The organism is Micromonospora sp. WMMD998 (assembly GCF_029581235.1).
In the GTDB taxonomy this organism is placed as follows: domain Bacteria; phylum Actinomycetota; class Actinomycetes; order Mycobacteriales; family Micromonosporaceae; genus Micromonospora.
On sequence record NZ_CP120740.1, the window covers coordinates 1,245,014 to 1,258,722 of the forward strand.

The 13,709-nt window shown below is 70.3% G+C and carries 17 protein-coding genes; 10 read left to right on the forward strand and 7 right to left on the reverse strand.

Annotated elements, in window-relative coordinates; translation table 11 throughout:
- Window positions 1-26: 26 nt before the first annotated feature.
- On the reverse strand, window positions 27-455 hold the full coding sequence (locus O7619_RS05890; RefSeq protein WP_282286197.1) for a DUF3307 domain-containing protein: 429 nt from the start codon (window positions 453-455) through the stop codon (window positions 27-29).
- Window positions 456-699: 244 nt separating this feature from the next.
- The gene (locus O7619_RS05895) at window positions 700-1,017 is read right to left on the reverse strand and encodes a hypothetical protein (RefSeq protein ID WP_282286198.1); all 318 of its coding nucleotides are present in this window, start codon (window positions 1,015-1,017) and stop codon (window positions 700-702) included.
- A gap of 178 nt (window positions 1,018-1,195) precedes the next feature.
- Between O7619_RS05895 and O7619_RS05900 the strand changes: the two genes are divergently transcribed.
- Window positions 1,196-1,954, forward strand: a complete 759-nt coding sequence (locus O7619_RS05900) for an XRE family transcriptional regulator (RefSeq protein WP_282286199.1) — start codon at window positions 1,196-1,198, stop codon at window positions 1,952-1,954.
- A 4-nt stretch (window positions 1,955-1,958) separates the two neighbouring features.
- Window positions 1,959-2,429: an NUDIX domain-containing protein gene (locus tag O7619_RS05905; protein ID WP_282286200.1), complete on the forward strand. Its 471-nt coding sequence runs from the start codon at window positions 1,959-1,961 to the stop codon at window positions 2,427-2,429.
- Here the strand turns inward: O7619_RS05905 and O7619_RS05910 are convergent.
- A complete protein-coding gene (locus O7619_RS05910) occupies window positions 2,417-2,983 on the reverse strand; it encodes an HD domain-containing protein (RefSeq protein ID WP_282286201.1) in 567 nt (188 codons plus the stop codon). The two genes, O7619_RS05905 and O7619_RS05910, sit on opposite strands and share 13 nt — an antisense overlap.
- A 704-nt stretch (window positions 2,984-3,687) precedes the next feature.
- Here O7619_RS05910 and O7619_RS05915 point away from each other — a divergent pair.
- Complete coding sequence (locus O7619_RS05915) at window positions 3,688-4,950, forward strand: ATP-binding protein (RefSeq protein ID WP_282286202.1); 1,263 nt, start codon at window positions 3,688-3,690, stop codon at window positions 4,948-4,950.
- Window positions 4,951-5,375: 425 nt separating this feature from the next.
- Here the strand turns inward: O7619_RS05915 and O7619_RS05920 are convergent, their stop codons facing one another.
- A complete protein-coding gene (locus O7619_RS05920) occupies window positions 5,376-6,263 on the reverse strand; it encodes a hypothetical protein (protein ID WP_282286203.1) in 888 nt (295 codons plus the stop codon).
- 124 nt (window positions 6,264-6,387) lie between these two features.
- A complete protein-coding gene (locus O7619_RS05925; protein WP_282286204.1) occupies window positions 6,388-7,077 on the reverse strand; it encodes a hypothetical protein in 690 nt (229 codons plus the stop codon).
- A gap of 335 nt (window positions 7,078-7,412) precedes the next feature.
- Here O7619_RS05925 and ssd point away from each other — a divergent pair, with 335 nt between their 5' ends.
- The 7 genes from ssd (at window position 7,413) to O7619_RS05960 (ending at window position 12,212) form a co-directional block, all read left to right on the forward strand.
- Window positions 7,413-8,516 (forward strand): septum site-determining protein Ssd, encoded by a 1,104-nt coding sequence (gene ssd / locus O7619_RS05930; RefSeq protein ID WP_282286205.1) that lies wholly within the window; start codon window positions 7,413-7,415, stop codon window positions 8,514-8,516.
- A complete protein-coding gene (locus O7619_RS05935; RefSeq protein WP_282286206.1) occupies window positions 8,513-9,724 on the forward strand; it encodes a TadA family conjugal transfer-associated ATPase in 1,212 nt (403 codons plus the stop codon). The genes ssd and O7619_RS05935 overlap by 4 nt, the downstream gene beginning before the upstream one ends.
- Window positions 9,721-10,485 (forward strand): hypothetical protein, encoded by a 765-nt coding sequence (locus O7619_RS05940; RefSeq protein WP_282286207.1) that lies wholly within the window; start codon window positions 9,721-9,723, stop codon window positions 10,483-10,485. Before O7619_RS05935 ends, O7619_RS05940 begins: the two co-directional genes overlap by 4 nt.
- A complete protein-coding gene (locus O7619_RS05945) occupies window positions 10,485-11,213 on the forward strand; it encodes a type II secretion system F family protein (RefSeq protein ID WP_282286208.1) in 729 nt (242 codons plus the stop codon). The genes O7619_RS05940 and O7619_RS05945 overlap by 1 nt, the downstream gene beginning before the upstream one ends.
- 23 nt (window positions 11,214-11,236) lie before the next feature.
- Window positions 11,237-11,404, forward strand: a complete 168-nt coding sequence (locus O7619_RS05950; protein ID WP_013283643.1) for a DUF4244 domain-containing protein — start codon at window positions 11,237-11,239, stop codon at window positions 11,402-11,404.
- Window positions 11,405-11,526: 122 nt separating this feature from the next.
- Complete coding sequence (locus O7619_RS05955) at window positions 11,527-11,844, forward strand: TadE family type IV pilus minor pilin (protein ID WP_282286209.1); 318 nt, start codon at window positions 11,527-11,529, stop codon at window positions 11,842-11,844.
- On the forward strand, window positions 11,841-12,212 hold the full coding sequence (locus tag O7619_RS05960) for an Rv3654c family TadE-like protein (protein ID WP_282286210.1): 372 nt from the start codon (window positions 11,841-11,843) through the stop codon (window positions 12,210-12,212). Before O7619_RS05955 ends, O7619_RS05960 begins: the two co-directional genes overlap by 4 nt.
- A gap of 206 nt (window positions 12,213-12,418) precedes the next feature.
- On the opposite strand, the gene O7619_RS05965 is transcribed toward O7619_RS05960, so the two are convergent.
- Together O7619_RS05965 and O7619_RS05970 are read right to left on the reverse strand one after the other, a co-directional pair.
- The gene (locus O7619_RS05965) at window positions 12,419-12,997 is read right to left on the reverse strand and encodes a hypothetical protein (protein ID WP_282286211.1); all 579 of its coding nucleotides are present in this window, start codon (window positions 12,995-12,997) and stop codon (window positions 12,419-12,421) included.
- A gap of 314 nt (window positions 12,998-13,311) precedes the next feature.
- Window positions 13,312-13,518 carry a hypothetical protein gene (locus O7619_RS05970; protein ID WP_281585402.1) on the reverse strand — a complete coding sequence of 69 codons (207 nt, stop codon included), beginning with the start codon at window positions 13,516-13,518 and terminating at the stop codon, window positions 13,312-13,314.
- Between the last annotated feature and the right edge of the window lie 191 nt (window positions 13,519-13,709).

The window sequence follows — 13,709 nt, forward strand, 5'->3', positions numbered from 1 at the left end:
TCCTTCCGATGTTCAGAGGGCGGATTTCAGAGGCAGGCGATGAGCAACGCGGAAGCCCACAGGCAGACCGCGTGCAGGGACTGATCGGCCAGGTACATGCCGCAGATCGGGGCCTGCCGGTCGGCGAAATCGCCGCTACCGGTGTGCATCAACAGCCAACGCACCGGCCAACGCCGATCGAGGAACGCATGGCTAATCGCGGAGAAGCCCAGCCCGGCGGCCATGCCACCGGCGGTGACGGGCAGATGCAGCGCGACGATGGTGACCGCCAGCATCACCACGATGACCAGGTGATAGGCCACGACGTGGCCCAGCAGATGCTTCCAGCCGTGCCAGCCGGGCGCGGCCTTGTGGGCGGCCTGCCTGTCGGACTGGCCGAACACATGATCGGCCACCTGGTGGCCGGCGTAGAGGGTCGCCGCGACAACGGCGAACACGATGGCGGATTCGAGCATGACAACCACTCCCCACGATTGAGGGCAGACAGGTTGGAAGGGCAGACGGGGCCGGCAGGTGTAGGAGCCAGTACCGACCCCGCGCCACAACTTCACGAGGGCAACCACGGGTTGCCAGGGCCGGGAGAGTAGGAGCCAGAAACACTCCCGGACCAGGTTGAAACAGATGCAGCGGACTCAAGCCGCTTCACGCGCGATGCGCGTCAGACACCACGAGGCTTCACACAACACATTGTGCGAAGGACTACTTGGCCGCCGAACCAGCCTTCGGCTTCAACGAGATGGCACGGAACGCGACGCCGTTACGCCCGTTGGTCGCCCACGGAATGGCCTCCAACTGCTCGACCTCGATGAGCTGCCCCACCATCACACCCGGCTTCTCTCCCGCCGTCGTGATGCTGATGACCTCACCGCCAGTCTCGTCGAGCACGATGACCTGGGTCGCCCACATGAGCCGGCCCGTCCCCTTCTCCGACCGCTGATTGCCGTTCTGGTCGTTCTTCGACTCCGGGTCCTTCGACACCGTCACCTGCTTGCCCTTGGTGTCCACGTACAGCTTCACTTTTGAACCTCCTGTGTCTAGGGCCAAATGGTGAGCTTGTCCCCGGTGGACTCTTGCTCGTGGCCTCTGCGGATAAGACTTCCGGAAAGCCGAGGACGCCCCATCCAGCGGGCTGGACGACTATAGGACGTCTGAGCTATCGTCTACTCGTCCCTAGTCGTCCCTTGAGGAGGGTCGAATGGCGAACGACCGGCTACGTGATGCCATCCTGCGCAACGGCTTGACCCCCGGCGCGGTGGCCGATCAGATCGGCGTCGACCCGAAGACGGTGGAACGATGGATCACGCAGGATCGGGTTCCGTATCCCCGTCACCGGCACGCAATCGCAGCGATAGTGCGTGAAGACGTGCCGTATCTCTGGCCGAATGCGGTCACCCCGGAGAAGGCATCAAAGATCGGGCAGAGCGAATTGGTCCAGCTCTACTCGCGGCGATCCTCCGTGCCGTACGACCTGTGGGGCCGACTAATCGAGCGGGCAGAGGAGCGGATCGACGTGCTGGCCTATGCCGGTCTCTTCCTCGTGGAGCAGAACCCGAGGATCGTTGACGTGCTACGTCAAAAGGCTGTTGACGGCGTCCAGGTGACAATCCTTCTCGGTGACTCGACTAGCGAGGCGATCGAGCGCAAGAGCATCGAGGAAGGTGCGCCCGGCGTGATGGCCGCAAAGATTCGCCAGGTACAGCACTATTACCGCCGGCTGGAAGGTGCGCCAGGGGTGAAGGTGCTCTACCACGACACAACCCTGTACAACTCGATGTACCGCTTTGATAACGAGATGTTGGTCAACATGCACGTACTCGGATTTCCGGCGCCACACGCGCCCGTGATGCACCTGCGCAGGCTCAACGGCGGAGACCTGTTCAGCACCTACTCCGACAGCTTCGACCGGGTCCTGATGGCCGCAAAGCCTCAACCCGGCGGCGAGGTGGCAACCTAGAACCATGGCGAGAACCGAGCACTACCACGACCCGAACGCGCCGAAGGCCAACAGCATCGTCGTGGCCGTCTCCATCTTCGTGTGCGACGAGGTTGGCCGGGTGCTGCTCATCCAGCGCACCGACAACGGCCTGTGGTCATTGCCTGGCGGCGGCCAGGAGATCGGCGAATCGGTGGCAGAGACGGCGGTCCGTGAGACCCAGGAGGAGACCGGCGTACGGGTCGAAGTCACCGGCATGGTCGGCGTCTACTCCGACCCCGGGCACGTCATCACCTACTCTGACGGCGAGGTGCGACAGCAGTTCTCGCTCTGTCTGCGAGCCGTGCTTGTTGGTGGCACCCCGAGCCCGAGCGACGAATCGAGCGACGTTCGATGGGTGGCACGCGACGAGCTGGGCGCGCTCGACATCCACCCGTCGACCCTGCTTCGTATCACTCACGGCTACGAGAACCGCCCTGAGCCCTACATCGGCTGAGCGACGCTGTCCGCGAGCCGCCGCTGAGTCCGCTGCACAGCAGCGACCATCTCCGGTTCCGCCCGACCGATGAATCGGGTCACCAGATGCTCCGGCCCGTACCGCGACCGGATCTCCGCAAGCCGATCCAAGACCTTGAAGTCCTGGCCGTCCGGCCCGGTCGTCATGTCCGAGAAGCAGAGCGCGTCAGTCACCGCGGTTTCCTCCCGAGGGAACTCGGCGGCCAGGACGTCACCGAGCCCACGCTCCTCCGCTTCCAACCATGCGCAGGAGTGGTGAGCTACCAAAGCGGCTATTCGCTCATCTAACCGCTCTCGGCGAAGCCAACGCCCACCGTCGAGGGCGTGGAAGCCGGTGTCGACCAGGTCGGGACTGTAGCCGATGTCATGCAGCCACGCCGACGCCACGAGCACATCCCGATCTTCGGCTGGGACCGCCTCGCTTATCCTGTCCGCCTTGGTGGCCACCGCCTGGACGTGACTCCATCGACGAGGCAACGGCGTCTCCAACAGGTGTCGCGCAATCTCTCGGGCAGTCTCGGCGAAGGTGGCCATGCGGTCAGCGTACGGAGAGCCTCAGGCACGCACCATCCCCGTGTCCGAACGGCGGCAGAGCGGGTCCGGCCGGCTACCGGCGATGTGGTTCAAAGTTTCTGTACGTCTTCAAGGCGGCCCGCAACGGGCCGCATGCGCCGCCGCCTGGGCGCGTGTCCGTCGCTACGCTGGCGCTCCGACTCCGGCCACGCATTACGCCCGGCGGCTGGCGCGGAGGGCGGGTAGCCCGGTGGGCCGCCGGATGACGACAGGCCGTTTCCCGGTGGGGTGAGTGGGCCGGCAGCCGGCCGGGCCGCGCGGCGAGCACCGCGCGGCGTGGGGGAGTGCACGCCGGCCGCGTCGGCGAGCTGGCGGCGGGTGGCGGGGTCGCGGTTACTGCGCCTCCGGCGGGGGCGCTCCGGCTCCAGGATGGCCGGGGGTCCGTCGGCGGCTTGCGGTCCGTGGGTGGTGGCGGTGGGAGCCATCCCGCCTGCCGTCGACCCGGGCGAGCCGAGCAGACCACCGCCCGACCCGCCAGCGTCCGTACGAGCCGTCAAGGCCGTCTTGACGTGGCGGGCCGGGCGGAGGCCCGCTCCCCAGGAGGGCGGGCCGACGGCAGACGGGATAGCATCAGCCCTTGACAGTTGGAGCTTCGTCCTGTACATAGGCGTCGTCGTGGTTTACTGTTGGCGCAGCCTAAACATTCACTTCGAGGAGCTAGAAGGTTGGCGCAGCCGCAGCAACATCCAGACCGTGACTTCCTGGCCTTAATCGGGAAGATTAATCGGGTCTTTCGCCCCTCGGCTCCAATCGATGACCGTGGTTTATTTGCGGGCCGTATCAAGCAACTTGAGCAGCTGGTTGATATCGCGATGTCTCCTGGTCAGCATGCTGTTATGTATGGAGAGCGTGGTGTTGGAAAGACGAGTCTTGCATCGGTCTGCCGAAACATTCTAAGCGGTAGTACTGGCTTTATTGCGGTGAAAATCAATTGCGATGTCACCGACAACTTCGCCTCTATTTGGGGCAAGGTGGTCGACGGTTTGGGGCGAATGCATGAGGCTGGCGAGCTGCCAACTGCGGACCCCGGCTCGGCTCAAGCCATCGAGCGGGCTGCGGAGGTTCTCGGCGCGATGGAAGTCGGCCCTCGTGAGGCGGTTGACGGGCTTTCCGTTCTTGCTAAGAAGCACAAGGTCGTTGTGTTTATTGACGAGTTCGACACGGTGCTAGACTTCACTAGTCGAACCTTATTTGCAAACACGATCAAAACGCTTTCGGATTACAATGTCGATGCGACTTTGGTTTTCGTTGGTGTGGCGGATACTGTTGATGAGTTGATCGCAGAGCATGAGTCAATCGGGCGTAATCTGTTTCAGATCCTGATGCCGAGAATGACGGTGGAGGAGCTGACAGACATTATTACTACGGGGCTTGATGCGGCCGGCATGACGGCAGATCAAGATGCCGTCAGCTACATCGTGAAGCTATCTCAGGGGTTGCCCCATTACACGCACCTCCTTGCTCAGAAGGCAGCGAGGAATGCTGCATCCCATGGCCGCCGGAATATCGAGTCAGAGGACGTCTGGCAAGCTGTCGTGGCTGCCGTGTCTAATGCTCAGCATAGCATCAAGACTCTCTACCATGCCGCCACGACAAGTCCTCAACGCGAACACCTCTACGGCAAGGTTCTTACTGCCTGCGCATTAGCGCGGTGTGATGACTTGGGCTTCTTTGCGCCAGCGGATGTGCGTGAGCCGCTGCAAGCTGTTACCGGGAAGAACTATCAGATTCCGGCATTTGTGCGACACCTGACGGATTTCTGTGAAGTTGCTAGAGGTCCGGTTCTGCAAAGAAGGGGAACTAGTCACAAGTATCGGTATCGGTTCCTTAATCCGCTGCTTCAACCTTACGTGATTATGAAGGGTTTGTCGTCGGATCTGATTACTCAAGACATGGCATTGGGGACCGATGTGCGGATTAGCGGCTAGGTGCAGCTCGCCCGAGCGATGATGCGCGCAGTGCCCGATGTGTGCCCGATGCAAGGGGCAACAGCGGCTCGCAGGGGAGCCATGTCGGAGGCGCTCCTGACACTCCTTGAAGGTTCGCCTAGTGGTGCGGTCACTCATCGCGTAGGCGTGCCCAGGTTCGACTCAATTCCCAAGCTGACCGTCTCCGGCGGGCGTCGAGCATCGACGAGGCAGCAAGGAAGCAGCACGAGCGCCATCGTCAGCCGGCATCGAACGTGAACCGATGGTGTCTGGGACCTGCTCCTTGACGACGACCGTCGCTGGTCGGTAGCTGGCGACAGATTGAGTCCGCATCCCCCCGACGGGGGTCGTCCCTTTTCGGGGAGCGCTCCCGACACGGCGGAGCGGCCGACCCGTTGCCCGGGCCGGCCGCTCTCGTCAGCGGATCAGGACTTGACCAGCTTGACGACAGTGGTGTCGTTCACCTCGACGTACTTGTCGTACTCGCTGTCGTACCCCTGGGCCCTGGTGTCGACCTCCGCCTTGCCCTTGACGAACGGCACGGTGCCGATCGGGACGGCGGTGGCGGTCCAGGCCGCCGGCGTACCCGGAACGCAGTTCACCCGGGTGCTGAAGTCGCCTCGGACGATGGTCTTCTTGACGATCTCCGTGACCGTGCCGTTGAGCGACACGGAGGTCGGCTGGTTGCAGGTCACCGTGCCGTGCACGACGGCCTTGCCGCTCACCGAGCTGGCCGTGCCGTCGGTGGCCACCGCGAGCGCGAGGTCGAGCGGCGCCGGCGGCGGCGGGTTGGCGATGTGCACCTCGCCGCGGGCCGCCGGGGTGCCGCCCTCGCAGTGCTGCTCGAAGGTGGCGTCGAACGTCTGGACGTAGCCGTTCGGTCCGAAGACGGCGTTGAGCACCGTGAACGTGCCGGTCAGCTCGTTGCAGCCGCGCCCGTTCCCGTCCAGGCTGAGGCCCGGACCGGCCCCGTTGAACGGGTAGCGTGTCGCGTTCTGGTAGGTGCCCGGGGTCAGCGGCGTGCTGCCCGGGGCGTCGAAGTCCACGGACCACCAGTCGCCCTGGTAGCCGTTGACGCCTACCGACACGTGGCTCGTGTCGGCCGACGCGGCGGTGGTGAGCTGGTCGCCGTCGGCGACCGAGTAGGCGTACGACCGGCCGCCGGTGATGTAGTCGCCCGGGTCGCCGCCGAAGGTGACCGATCCGGACGCCACCGGTTGTGCCTGTGCCGGCGTGGCGGCGACCAGCCCGCCGAGCGCCCCCGTGAGCGTCAGGCCGGCTGCCAGGGCCGCCTTCCGCCAGGACTTGTGCATCCCCGCTCCTCTCTGCTGAGACGGCTGGGCGCTTCCACGCCCGAAGATCGCCGTCGGTCAATTACCGCACAGAGGTGTGACACTGTTCGGCCGTGCTGACCGAGCCGTCCATACGGGACGATTGTCAGCGGATCACCGCGCGCATGGTGCGCGGCTCGGGCTGGAAGCAGACAAGCGCCCGGCCCCGCTCGTCGGTCACCACCCACGGGTGGCCCACGTACGTCTGCTGCCGGTGGGACCGACCGGCCTGGAGCACCGCGTACCGCTGGCGGCGGCCGTGGTAGTCCAACCAGTAGACGACCACCGGCCTGGTCCGGACATTGACGAACTCGATGAAGGTCGATGGCCCGCCACCGTTGGACCGCAACCGCCACTCCCAGGACGCCGGAAGCGGGCTGAGCTCGTCGGTCCGGGGCTCGGGTCGCTTCGTCCGGCTGGCCGTCGGCTTCGGGCTGGGCCGGGCGGCCGGCGTGGTGCGACGCGGCGGCGCGGGCGGGCGGGTCCGCGGCGCGGCGCGGGCGGAGAGCGACACGGGCGCCGGTGAGTACGACTCGGCCGCCACCTCCGCGGTCGGCGAGGCGTATGCCGGGGACGCCAGGATCGCCTCGCTGCCGACCGGCGGCGGCAGGTCGGGGCGGCGGGGCATGGCGAAGAAGCTGAGCGTGCCGACCAGCACCACGATCACGATCCCGAGCGCCACCGAGGCGAGCGTGGCCGGTGACGGGCCGCGGAGCAGGACCTGGTCGTCAGGTGAACCGCTGCGGGCGTGACGTCGGACGGGCGGCGGTCCGGTGCCGTGTGGTGACTCGGTCATGGCCTCGATTTCACGAGCCGGTGCCGTCCGTTTCGCGGCGAGAGGATCCGATTATGCGGGACGGATGATCCCTTTCGTCAATGGCCGGCGGTCCAACCGATTCGATCCGGTGGGGCCGGGCCGGTCAACCACCTGGTCAGCCGCCCCGAACGGTCATCACGGCCACGCGGTTGCCGCCTTTCGTCGACCGGATGGCCCATAGCAGATCGATTCGATCGCCGAGGTCTGTCCACAACGCCTCGTTGTCCACAGGCGGGCGTCTGCGGCACCCGTGCGGCCGGCCGAATTCGGCAGGCTTCACCGCGGCACGTCCGAGTCCGACCGTTGGAGGCCGCATGCCGCCCCGCACCCCGCTCCCGCCGTACCCTCGACTGCCCCTGCTCGTCACGGCCGACGACGACCTGCTCGACGAGTTGTTGCGGCTCGCCGCGGCCGGCGGCGTGGAGGTCGAGCTGGCGGCCGACCCGGCCGCCGCCCGCGCCCGTTGGGGGCCGGCGCCGCTGGTGCTTGTCGGCGCCGACCAGGCGGCGGCCTGCCTGCGGGCCCGCCTCCCCCGACGTTCCCGCACCGTCCTGGTCGGACGCTCCGGCCAGCTTGATCCGGGTACGGAGCTGGCCGAGCTGATCGGCGCCGAGCACGTGGCCACTCTGCCCGCGGCGGAGCCCTGGCTGGTCGACCGCTTCGGCGAGTGCGCGGCCGGTCCGGTCGGCGCGGGCCCGGGGCGGATCGTGGCGGTGCTCGGCGGGCGGGGCGGCGCCGGGGCCAGCGTGCTCGCCGGTGGGCTCGCTGTCAGCGCGGCCCGAGCCCGGCTGCGTACGCTGCTCGTCGACGCCGACCCGCTCGGCGGCGGCCTCGACCTGGTGCTCGGCTGGGAGCAACTCGACGGGCTGCGATGGCCCGAGCTGGCCGGCGCCGACGGTCGCGTCGACCCGCCGTCGCTTGTCCGCGCCCTGCCCAGCCGGGGTGACCTGGTGGTGCTCTCGTGGGACCGGGGCGACCTGCGGCACCTGCCGGCCGAGGCGATGGCCGCCACGGTCGACGCCGGCCGGCGAGGTCGCGACCTGGTCGTGCTCGACCTGCCCCGTCACCTCGACGACGCGGCCGTGATCGCGCTCCAGGCCGCCGACCGGGCGTTCCTCGTGGTGCCCGCGGAGCTGCGGGCCACCGCCGCCGCGGCCCGGGTGGCCGCCGTGGTGGCCCCGCACTGCGAAGACCTGTCGGTGATCGTGCGCGGCCCGGCTCCCGGCCGGCTCCGGGCCGCCGAGGTGTCCCGGGCACTCGGCCTTCCGCTCGCCGGCACGCTCCGGCCCGAGCCCGGCCTGTGCCGAGGGTTGGAGCGCGGCGAGGCGCCGGGCGCCACCGGTAAGGGTCCGCTCGCCGTGCTGTGCCAGCGGCTCGTGGACGACCTGACCGGCCGGTCCGCGGCGGGTGCGGCGTGAGCGGGCCGGCGAGCCCGGGGGAGCTGGCGGTCCGGGTCCGGCACCGGTTCGCCGCCGACGCCACCCCGGTCACCTCCGCCGCGGTCGTCTCCGCGGTACGCGCCGAGCCGGCCGCCGGCGTGCTCGGCGACACCGCTCTGCTGCGGATCGCCGACCGGGTGCACGACGACCTGGTCGGCGCCGGTCCGCTCGCGCCCTTCCTGGCCGACCCGGAGGTCACCGACGTGCTGGTGAACGGCGTCCGGGTCTGGGTCGACCGGGGGCGGGGGCTGCACCAGGTGGCCGTGCCGCTCGGCACGGTCGACGACGTACGCCGGTTGGCGCAGCGGTTGACCGCCGCCGCCGGTCGCCGGCTGGACGACGCCTCGCCGTGCGCCGACGCGCGACTGCCCGACGGCACCCGGCTGCACGCCGTGCTGCCGCCGGTGGCGACCGACGGTCCCTACCTGTCACTGCGCACCTTCCGGCAGCGGCCGTTCACCCTGGACGAGCTGGTCGACCACGGCACCGTGCCCCGGCCGGTCGCCCCGTTGCTCGACGCGGTGGTGGCCGCCCGGCTGGCGTACCTGGTCACCGGCGGGACGGGCTCCGGCAAGACGACGCTGCTCAACACGTTGCTCGGCCTGGTGCCCGGCACCGAGCGGATCGTGCTTGTGGAGGATGCCGCGGAGCTGCGCCCGGTGCATCCGCACGTGATCGGGTTGCAGGCGCGTACCGCGAACGTCGAGGGCGTGGGCGTGGTCGGGCTCGGTGACCTGGTCCGGCAGGCGCTGCGGATGCGACCGGACCGGCTGGTGGTGGGCGAGTGCCGGGGCGCCGAGGTGGTCGACCTGCTGGCCGCGCTGAACACCGGCCACGACGGCGGGGCGGGGACGCTGCACGCCAACGCGCCGACGGACGTGCCCGCCCGGCTGGAGGCGCTGGGTATGCTCGGTGGGCTGCCACGGGTCGCGCTGCACGCCCAGGTCGCCGCCGCGTTGCAGGTCGTCCTCCAGGTCCGCCGGACCGGCGCGGGGCGGGTGCTCGACTCGATCGGCCTGCTCCTGCCGGAAGGGACCGACCGGCTGGTGACGGTCGTTCCGGCCTGGACACGCGGCCGTGGTCTCGGCCTTGCCGCCCGGCCGCTCGGCAACCTGCTGCGCGAGCGTGGGGTGCCCGTGCCGCCGATCCTCCGCGTGGTCTGGCCGGGCTCGGCGGGCCCGTCGTGACCGGCCAACTCTGGTTCGTGGTCGTGCTGCTGACCGGCGCCGCGGTGGCGGTCGCCTGGCCGGCGCGCGCCGGCCGCGCCCGCCGTCGGGCGGTCCTCGGTGTCCGTCTCGTCCGGTGGCGCGAGCGTGGCGGTCGAGCTTCCACGGGAGGCCGGGGCAACGCACGCCCGACGCTGTCCGCGCGGCGTGCTCTGCCGACGGCCGCGCTGCTCGGCGGTGGGGCCGGAGGGCTCCTCGGTGGTCCGGTGGCCGCGCTGGCGCTCGCCGCCTACGGGACGCTCGCGGCCCGTGCCGTGCTGCGTCGGCGTACCCTTCGGGCCGCCGCCCTGGCTCACCGCCGCGACCTCGACCGGCTCGGCGCCGCCGCCGCCGACCTGCGGGCGGGCCTGCCCGTCGACGGAGGGTTCGACAGCGGCACCGGCCGGCTGGCTCGGCTGGCCCGGGCCGCGGTGCGGCTGGCCGACCGGACCGGAGCGCCACTGGCAGAGCTGCTCGAGCGGATCGAGGCCGACGCACGTGCGGCCGACCGAGGGCTCGCCGCTGCCGCTGCCCAGGCCGCCGGCGCCCGGGCGACCGCCTGGCTGCTCGCCGCCCTGCCGCTCGGCGGGATCGGCCTCGGCTACGCCATCGGGGTCGATCCGGTGACCGTGCTCCTGCACACGCCGGTCGGGGGCGGTAGCGCCCTGGCGGCCGTCGCCCTGCAAATCACCGGGTTGCTCTGGGCGGAGCGGCTCGGTGCGGGGCCGGGGCGGGTGGCCTGATGTCCCGCCAGGTGATGGCCGCCGCCTGCCTCGGCGCCGCCGCGTCGCTCCTCGCGGTCGCCGGCCCGGTCGTCCGCCCGGCGCGGCGACTGCGCCGGCTCGCGTCCACCCCTCGGCGTGGTCGCCCCACCTGGTGGCCGGACCGGGTCCGGTGGGGCGCCGGCCTGGCCGGCGTGGCCGTGGCAGTGGTCGTCGGTGGGTGGGCTGGCCTGGTCGCCGGGCCGCTCGCCGGGGTGGCCGCCGACCGGCTGCTCCGCCGGATCGAGCCCCGTGCCGTGCGCGACCGGCGGCTGCGCGAGACCGCCGACCTGCCGCTCGCCGCGGACCTGCTGGCCGCGGCGCTGCGGGCCGGCGCACCGGTCGACCGCTCGGCGCTCGCGGTCGCGGAGGCGCTCGGCGGGCCACTCGCGGACCGGCTCGGCCGGGTGGGCCGCACGCTGGGCCTGGGCGGTACGGCGATCGAGGCGTGGGAGCACCTGCGACCCGTGGCCGGTACGGAACGCATGGTCACCGCCGCGGTCCGCTCGTCGAACAGCGGAGCCGCGCTGGCGGGCGCGCTCACCCGGCTCGCCGACGACCTGCGGGCCGAACGCTCGACGGCGGCAGAGGCCACCGCCCGACGCGCGGGCGTGCTCATCGTGCTGCCGCTCGGGCTGTGCTTCCTGCCCGCCTTCATTCTCGCCGGTCTGGTGCCGGTGATCGTCGCCGTTCTCGGCGACGTCCTGTGAACCATCGAGAAGGGACGTACGACATGCGCAAGCTCCTCACCCGCCTCCGCGGCGACGCCGGCATGAACACGGCGGAGTACGCGGTGGGCACCCTCGCGGCGGTCGCCTTCGCCGGGATCCTGCTGAAGGTGCTCACCTCCGGAAACGTGCAGTCCGCGTTGACCGCTGTCATCGACCGGGCCCTGAAGTGACCGGACGCCGGTGGGCCGCCCGGCAGATCCGCCTCTACCCGCCCCCGGGGGCAGACGGTGCGGACCACCCGGGCCGTGTCGTCCGGCGGCGTCCGGGGGAGCGGGGATCGTTCACGGCTGAGATGGCGGCCGGCCTGCCGGCGTTGATGCTCCTCCTCGTCGCCGGGCTCACCGCGGTCGACGCGGTGGCCACGCGGGCGGCCTGCCTCGACGCGGCCCGGGAGGCGGCGCTCGCCGCCGCCCGTGGCGAGCCCGGCCCGGCTGCCGGCGCCCGGTACGCCCCCGTGGGCGCGGAGGTGACGGTGACCGTGGCCGGCGACCGGGTGACCGCGACCGTCCGGGCACCGGTCCGGACGGTCGGTGCCCGGCTGCCCCGGACGACCGTGTCGGGCGTGGCGGTGGCCGCCGTGGAACCCGGCGCTCCCGGCCCGGTGCCGTGACGCCGGGCCGGGAGCCGGCCGAGCGGGGTGGCGCGACGGTGTGCCTGCTCGCGATCGGCCTGGTGTTCGTGCTCGTCGGGCTGTTCGGCGCCGGGGTCGGCGCTGCCCGGTGCGCGCGTCATCAGGCCCGGGTCGCGGCCGACTTCGGCGCGCTGGCGGGCGCGGGTCGTGTCCTCGACGGGGCGGACACCGCATGTGACTCGGCCGCCGCGCTGGTGTCGGCCAATGACGGTCGACTGACCGGCTGCCGGGTCGACGGCCTCGACCTGATCGTCACGGCGGAGGTGCGGGTGACGCCGTTGCCGGGGCTGTCCCGCGTCGCCACCGCGACGTCGCGCGCCGGCCCGGCCCGCATCAGCGATCCCTGAGGTCAGCGTGGCGCGTCCCCGCCGGCCGGCTTTGGGTGCGGTTGTTGTCGCTGGGGCGACCACAATCGCACCCAAAGCCATCGGCCCTCCACCCACCGGGCCGCTCGCAGCGTTGTGCGGACCGGGTGCGGCGAGCACGGACCGCAGTCAGGTCGTCGCCTGGCCGGCGATACCGGACGTACGGACGTCGCCGGCCGGCCTCGCGGTCAGCGGGACTGGAGGGCGTCCAGGCCAACGGCCATGGCGATGACCAACCGGCGGTCGATGTGCGGGTGCTGGATGTCGACGACGTACCGGTCGCGCAGGCCCCACTTCTTGTCGACGGAGAACACCGGCTGGCCACCGGCCACGAAGTCGAAGTGGTACGGCAACCAGGAGAGCGAGTCGACGAAGCGCCGCAGCAGCGCCACCGGCATGCTGCGCTCCTGCCCGACCGCCGGCGGCAGGCCGGGCTGCTCGACGTGCCAGGTCGAACGCAGCAGCGACTGGGCGAAGTCCTTACGGAACAGGCCGATCGGGTTGCCGGCGTGGTCGGTCACGTCATAGGTGGCACCGAGGTCGAGCCGCTGACGGGCCTTGAAGCCGAGGAGAGGGTACTGCTTGGTGTCATCGGTGTAGATCGTGACCTGCTCCTTGAAGGCGAGCCGTTTCTGCTGCGCGAACGCGAGCAGCCCACCCTCGGAGCCGTCCGGTGCCGCGGCGTGCACCTCGTACTGGTTGACCATCATCCGAATCCGCTGCCGGACGATGAACCGGTGCTGAGCCTGTAGGTTGTCGAGCGACATTTGATCTCCTTCGAGGGGTCGCCGGAGTCTTGCACAGCGACGCCACCGTCGCGCGCTCGCACAGCGCTGCCGTGCAGCCCCGACGTCGCCTCGCTCGCGTTGGAGCGCGGGTGCGTGATCGACTCCAGCTCGCCGAGGTGGCGGTGTCGACTGCCAACCGATACCGCCACCTCGGTGAACTGGCGACGCCCACCCGCCGGCAGCCCATGGTCCGGCAGCCCATCTTCGGTGGCCCGGCCGTCGGTGGCCCGGCAGGCAGGCCGGCAGGCCGGGCGAGATCCGGTCCGGTGGCCCGGGCGGGCACGGTGCGTGGGTCAGCGTCCGCCGTCTACCGTCGCCTTCAACGCCCAGGTGTTGAGCACCTGGTGGATGCCGCGCAGACGTTCGTTGATCTGCTCCAGCCGCTCCGCCTGGGCCAGGTGCGCCAGCGCGGTGCCCAGCGCGATCTGCTGGTCCGCGGTGAGGTTTTCCTGGTCGATGGCATAGAGCAACTCGACGGTCTCGGCGATTGTGTCGGCCACGGCGGCACCTCCGGCGGACGGGTCTCGGTTCACGTCTGCGCTACCGGAATGATGCATGGAAGCGCTCCCATGCATCAATGCCCCGATGCCGTCGACCTCATGCACCCGTCCCATCAGCCAGACGCCGGTGCCCGCCTGTCCTGCCTCGACCAGCGGTCAAGGCACGCCAGTTCGGCGAGGTGGCGGGGTCC

Coding starts and splice junctions, on each gene's coding strand:
- O7619_RS05890 (WP_282286197.1), bottom strand. CDS start 455: ATGCTCGAATCCGCCATCGTGTTCGCCGTTGTCGCGGCGACCCTCTAC.
- O7619_RS05900 (WP_282286199.1), top strand. CDS start 1,196: ATGGCGAACGACCGGCTACGTGATGCCATCCTGCGCAACGGCTTGACC.
- O7619_RS05905 (WP_282286200.1), top strand. CDS start 1,959: ATGGCGAGAACCGAGCACTACCACGACCCGAACGCGCCGAAGGCCAAC.
- O7619_RS05910 (WP_282286201.1), bottom strand. CDS start 2,983: ATGGCCACCTTCGCCGAGACTGCCCGAGAGATTGCGCGACACCTGTTG.
- O7619_RS05920 (WP_282286203.1), bottom strand. CDS start 6,263: ATGCACAAGTCCTGGCGGAAGGCGGCCCTGGCAGCCGGCCTGACGCTC.
- O7619_RS05925 (WP_282286204.1), bottom strand. CDS start 7,077: ATGACCGAGTCACCACACGGCACCGGACCGCCGCCCGTCCGACGTCAC.
- ssd (WP_282286205.1), top strand. CDS start 7,413: ATGCCGCCCCGCACCCCGCTCCCGCCGTACCCTCGACTGCCCCTGCTC.
- O7619_RS05945 (WP_282286208.1), top strand. CDS start 10,485: ATGTCCCGCCAGGTGATGGCCGCCGCCTGCCTCGGCGCCGCCGCGTCG.
- O7619_RS05950 (WP_013283643.1), top strand. CDS start 11,237: ATGCGCAAGCTCCTCACCCGCCTCCGCGGCGACGCCGGCATGAACACG.
- O7619_RS05955 (WP_282286209.1), top strand. CDS start 11,527: ATGGCGGCCGGCCTGCCGGCGTTGATGCTCCTCCTCGTCGCCGGGCTC.
- O7619_RS05965 (WP_282286211.1), bottom strand. CDS start 12,997: ATGTCGCTCGACAACCTACAGGCTCAGCACCGGTTCATCGTCCGGCAG.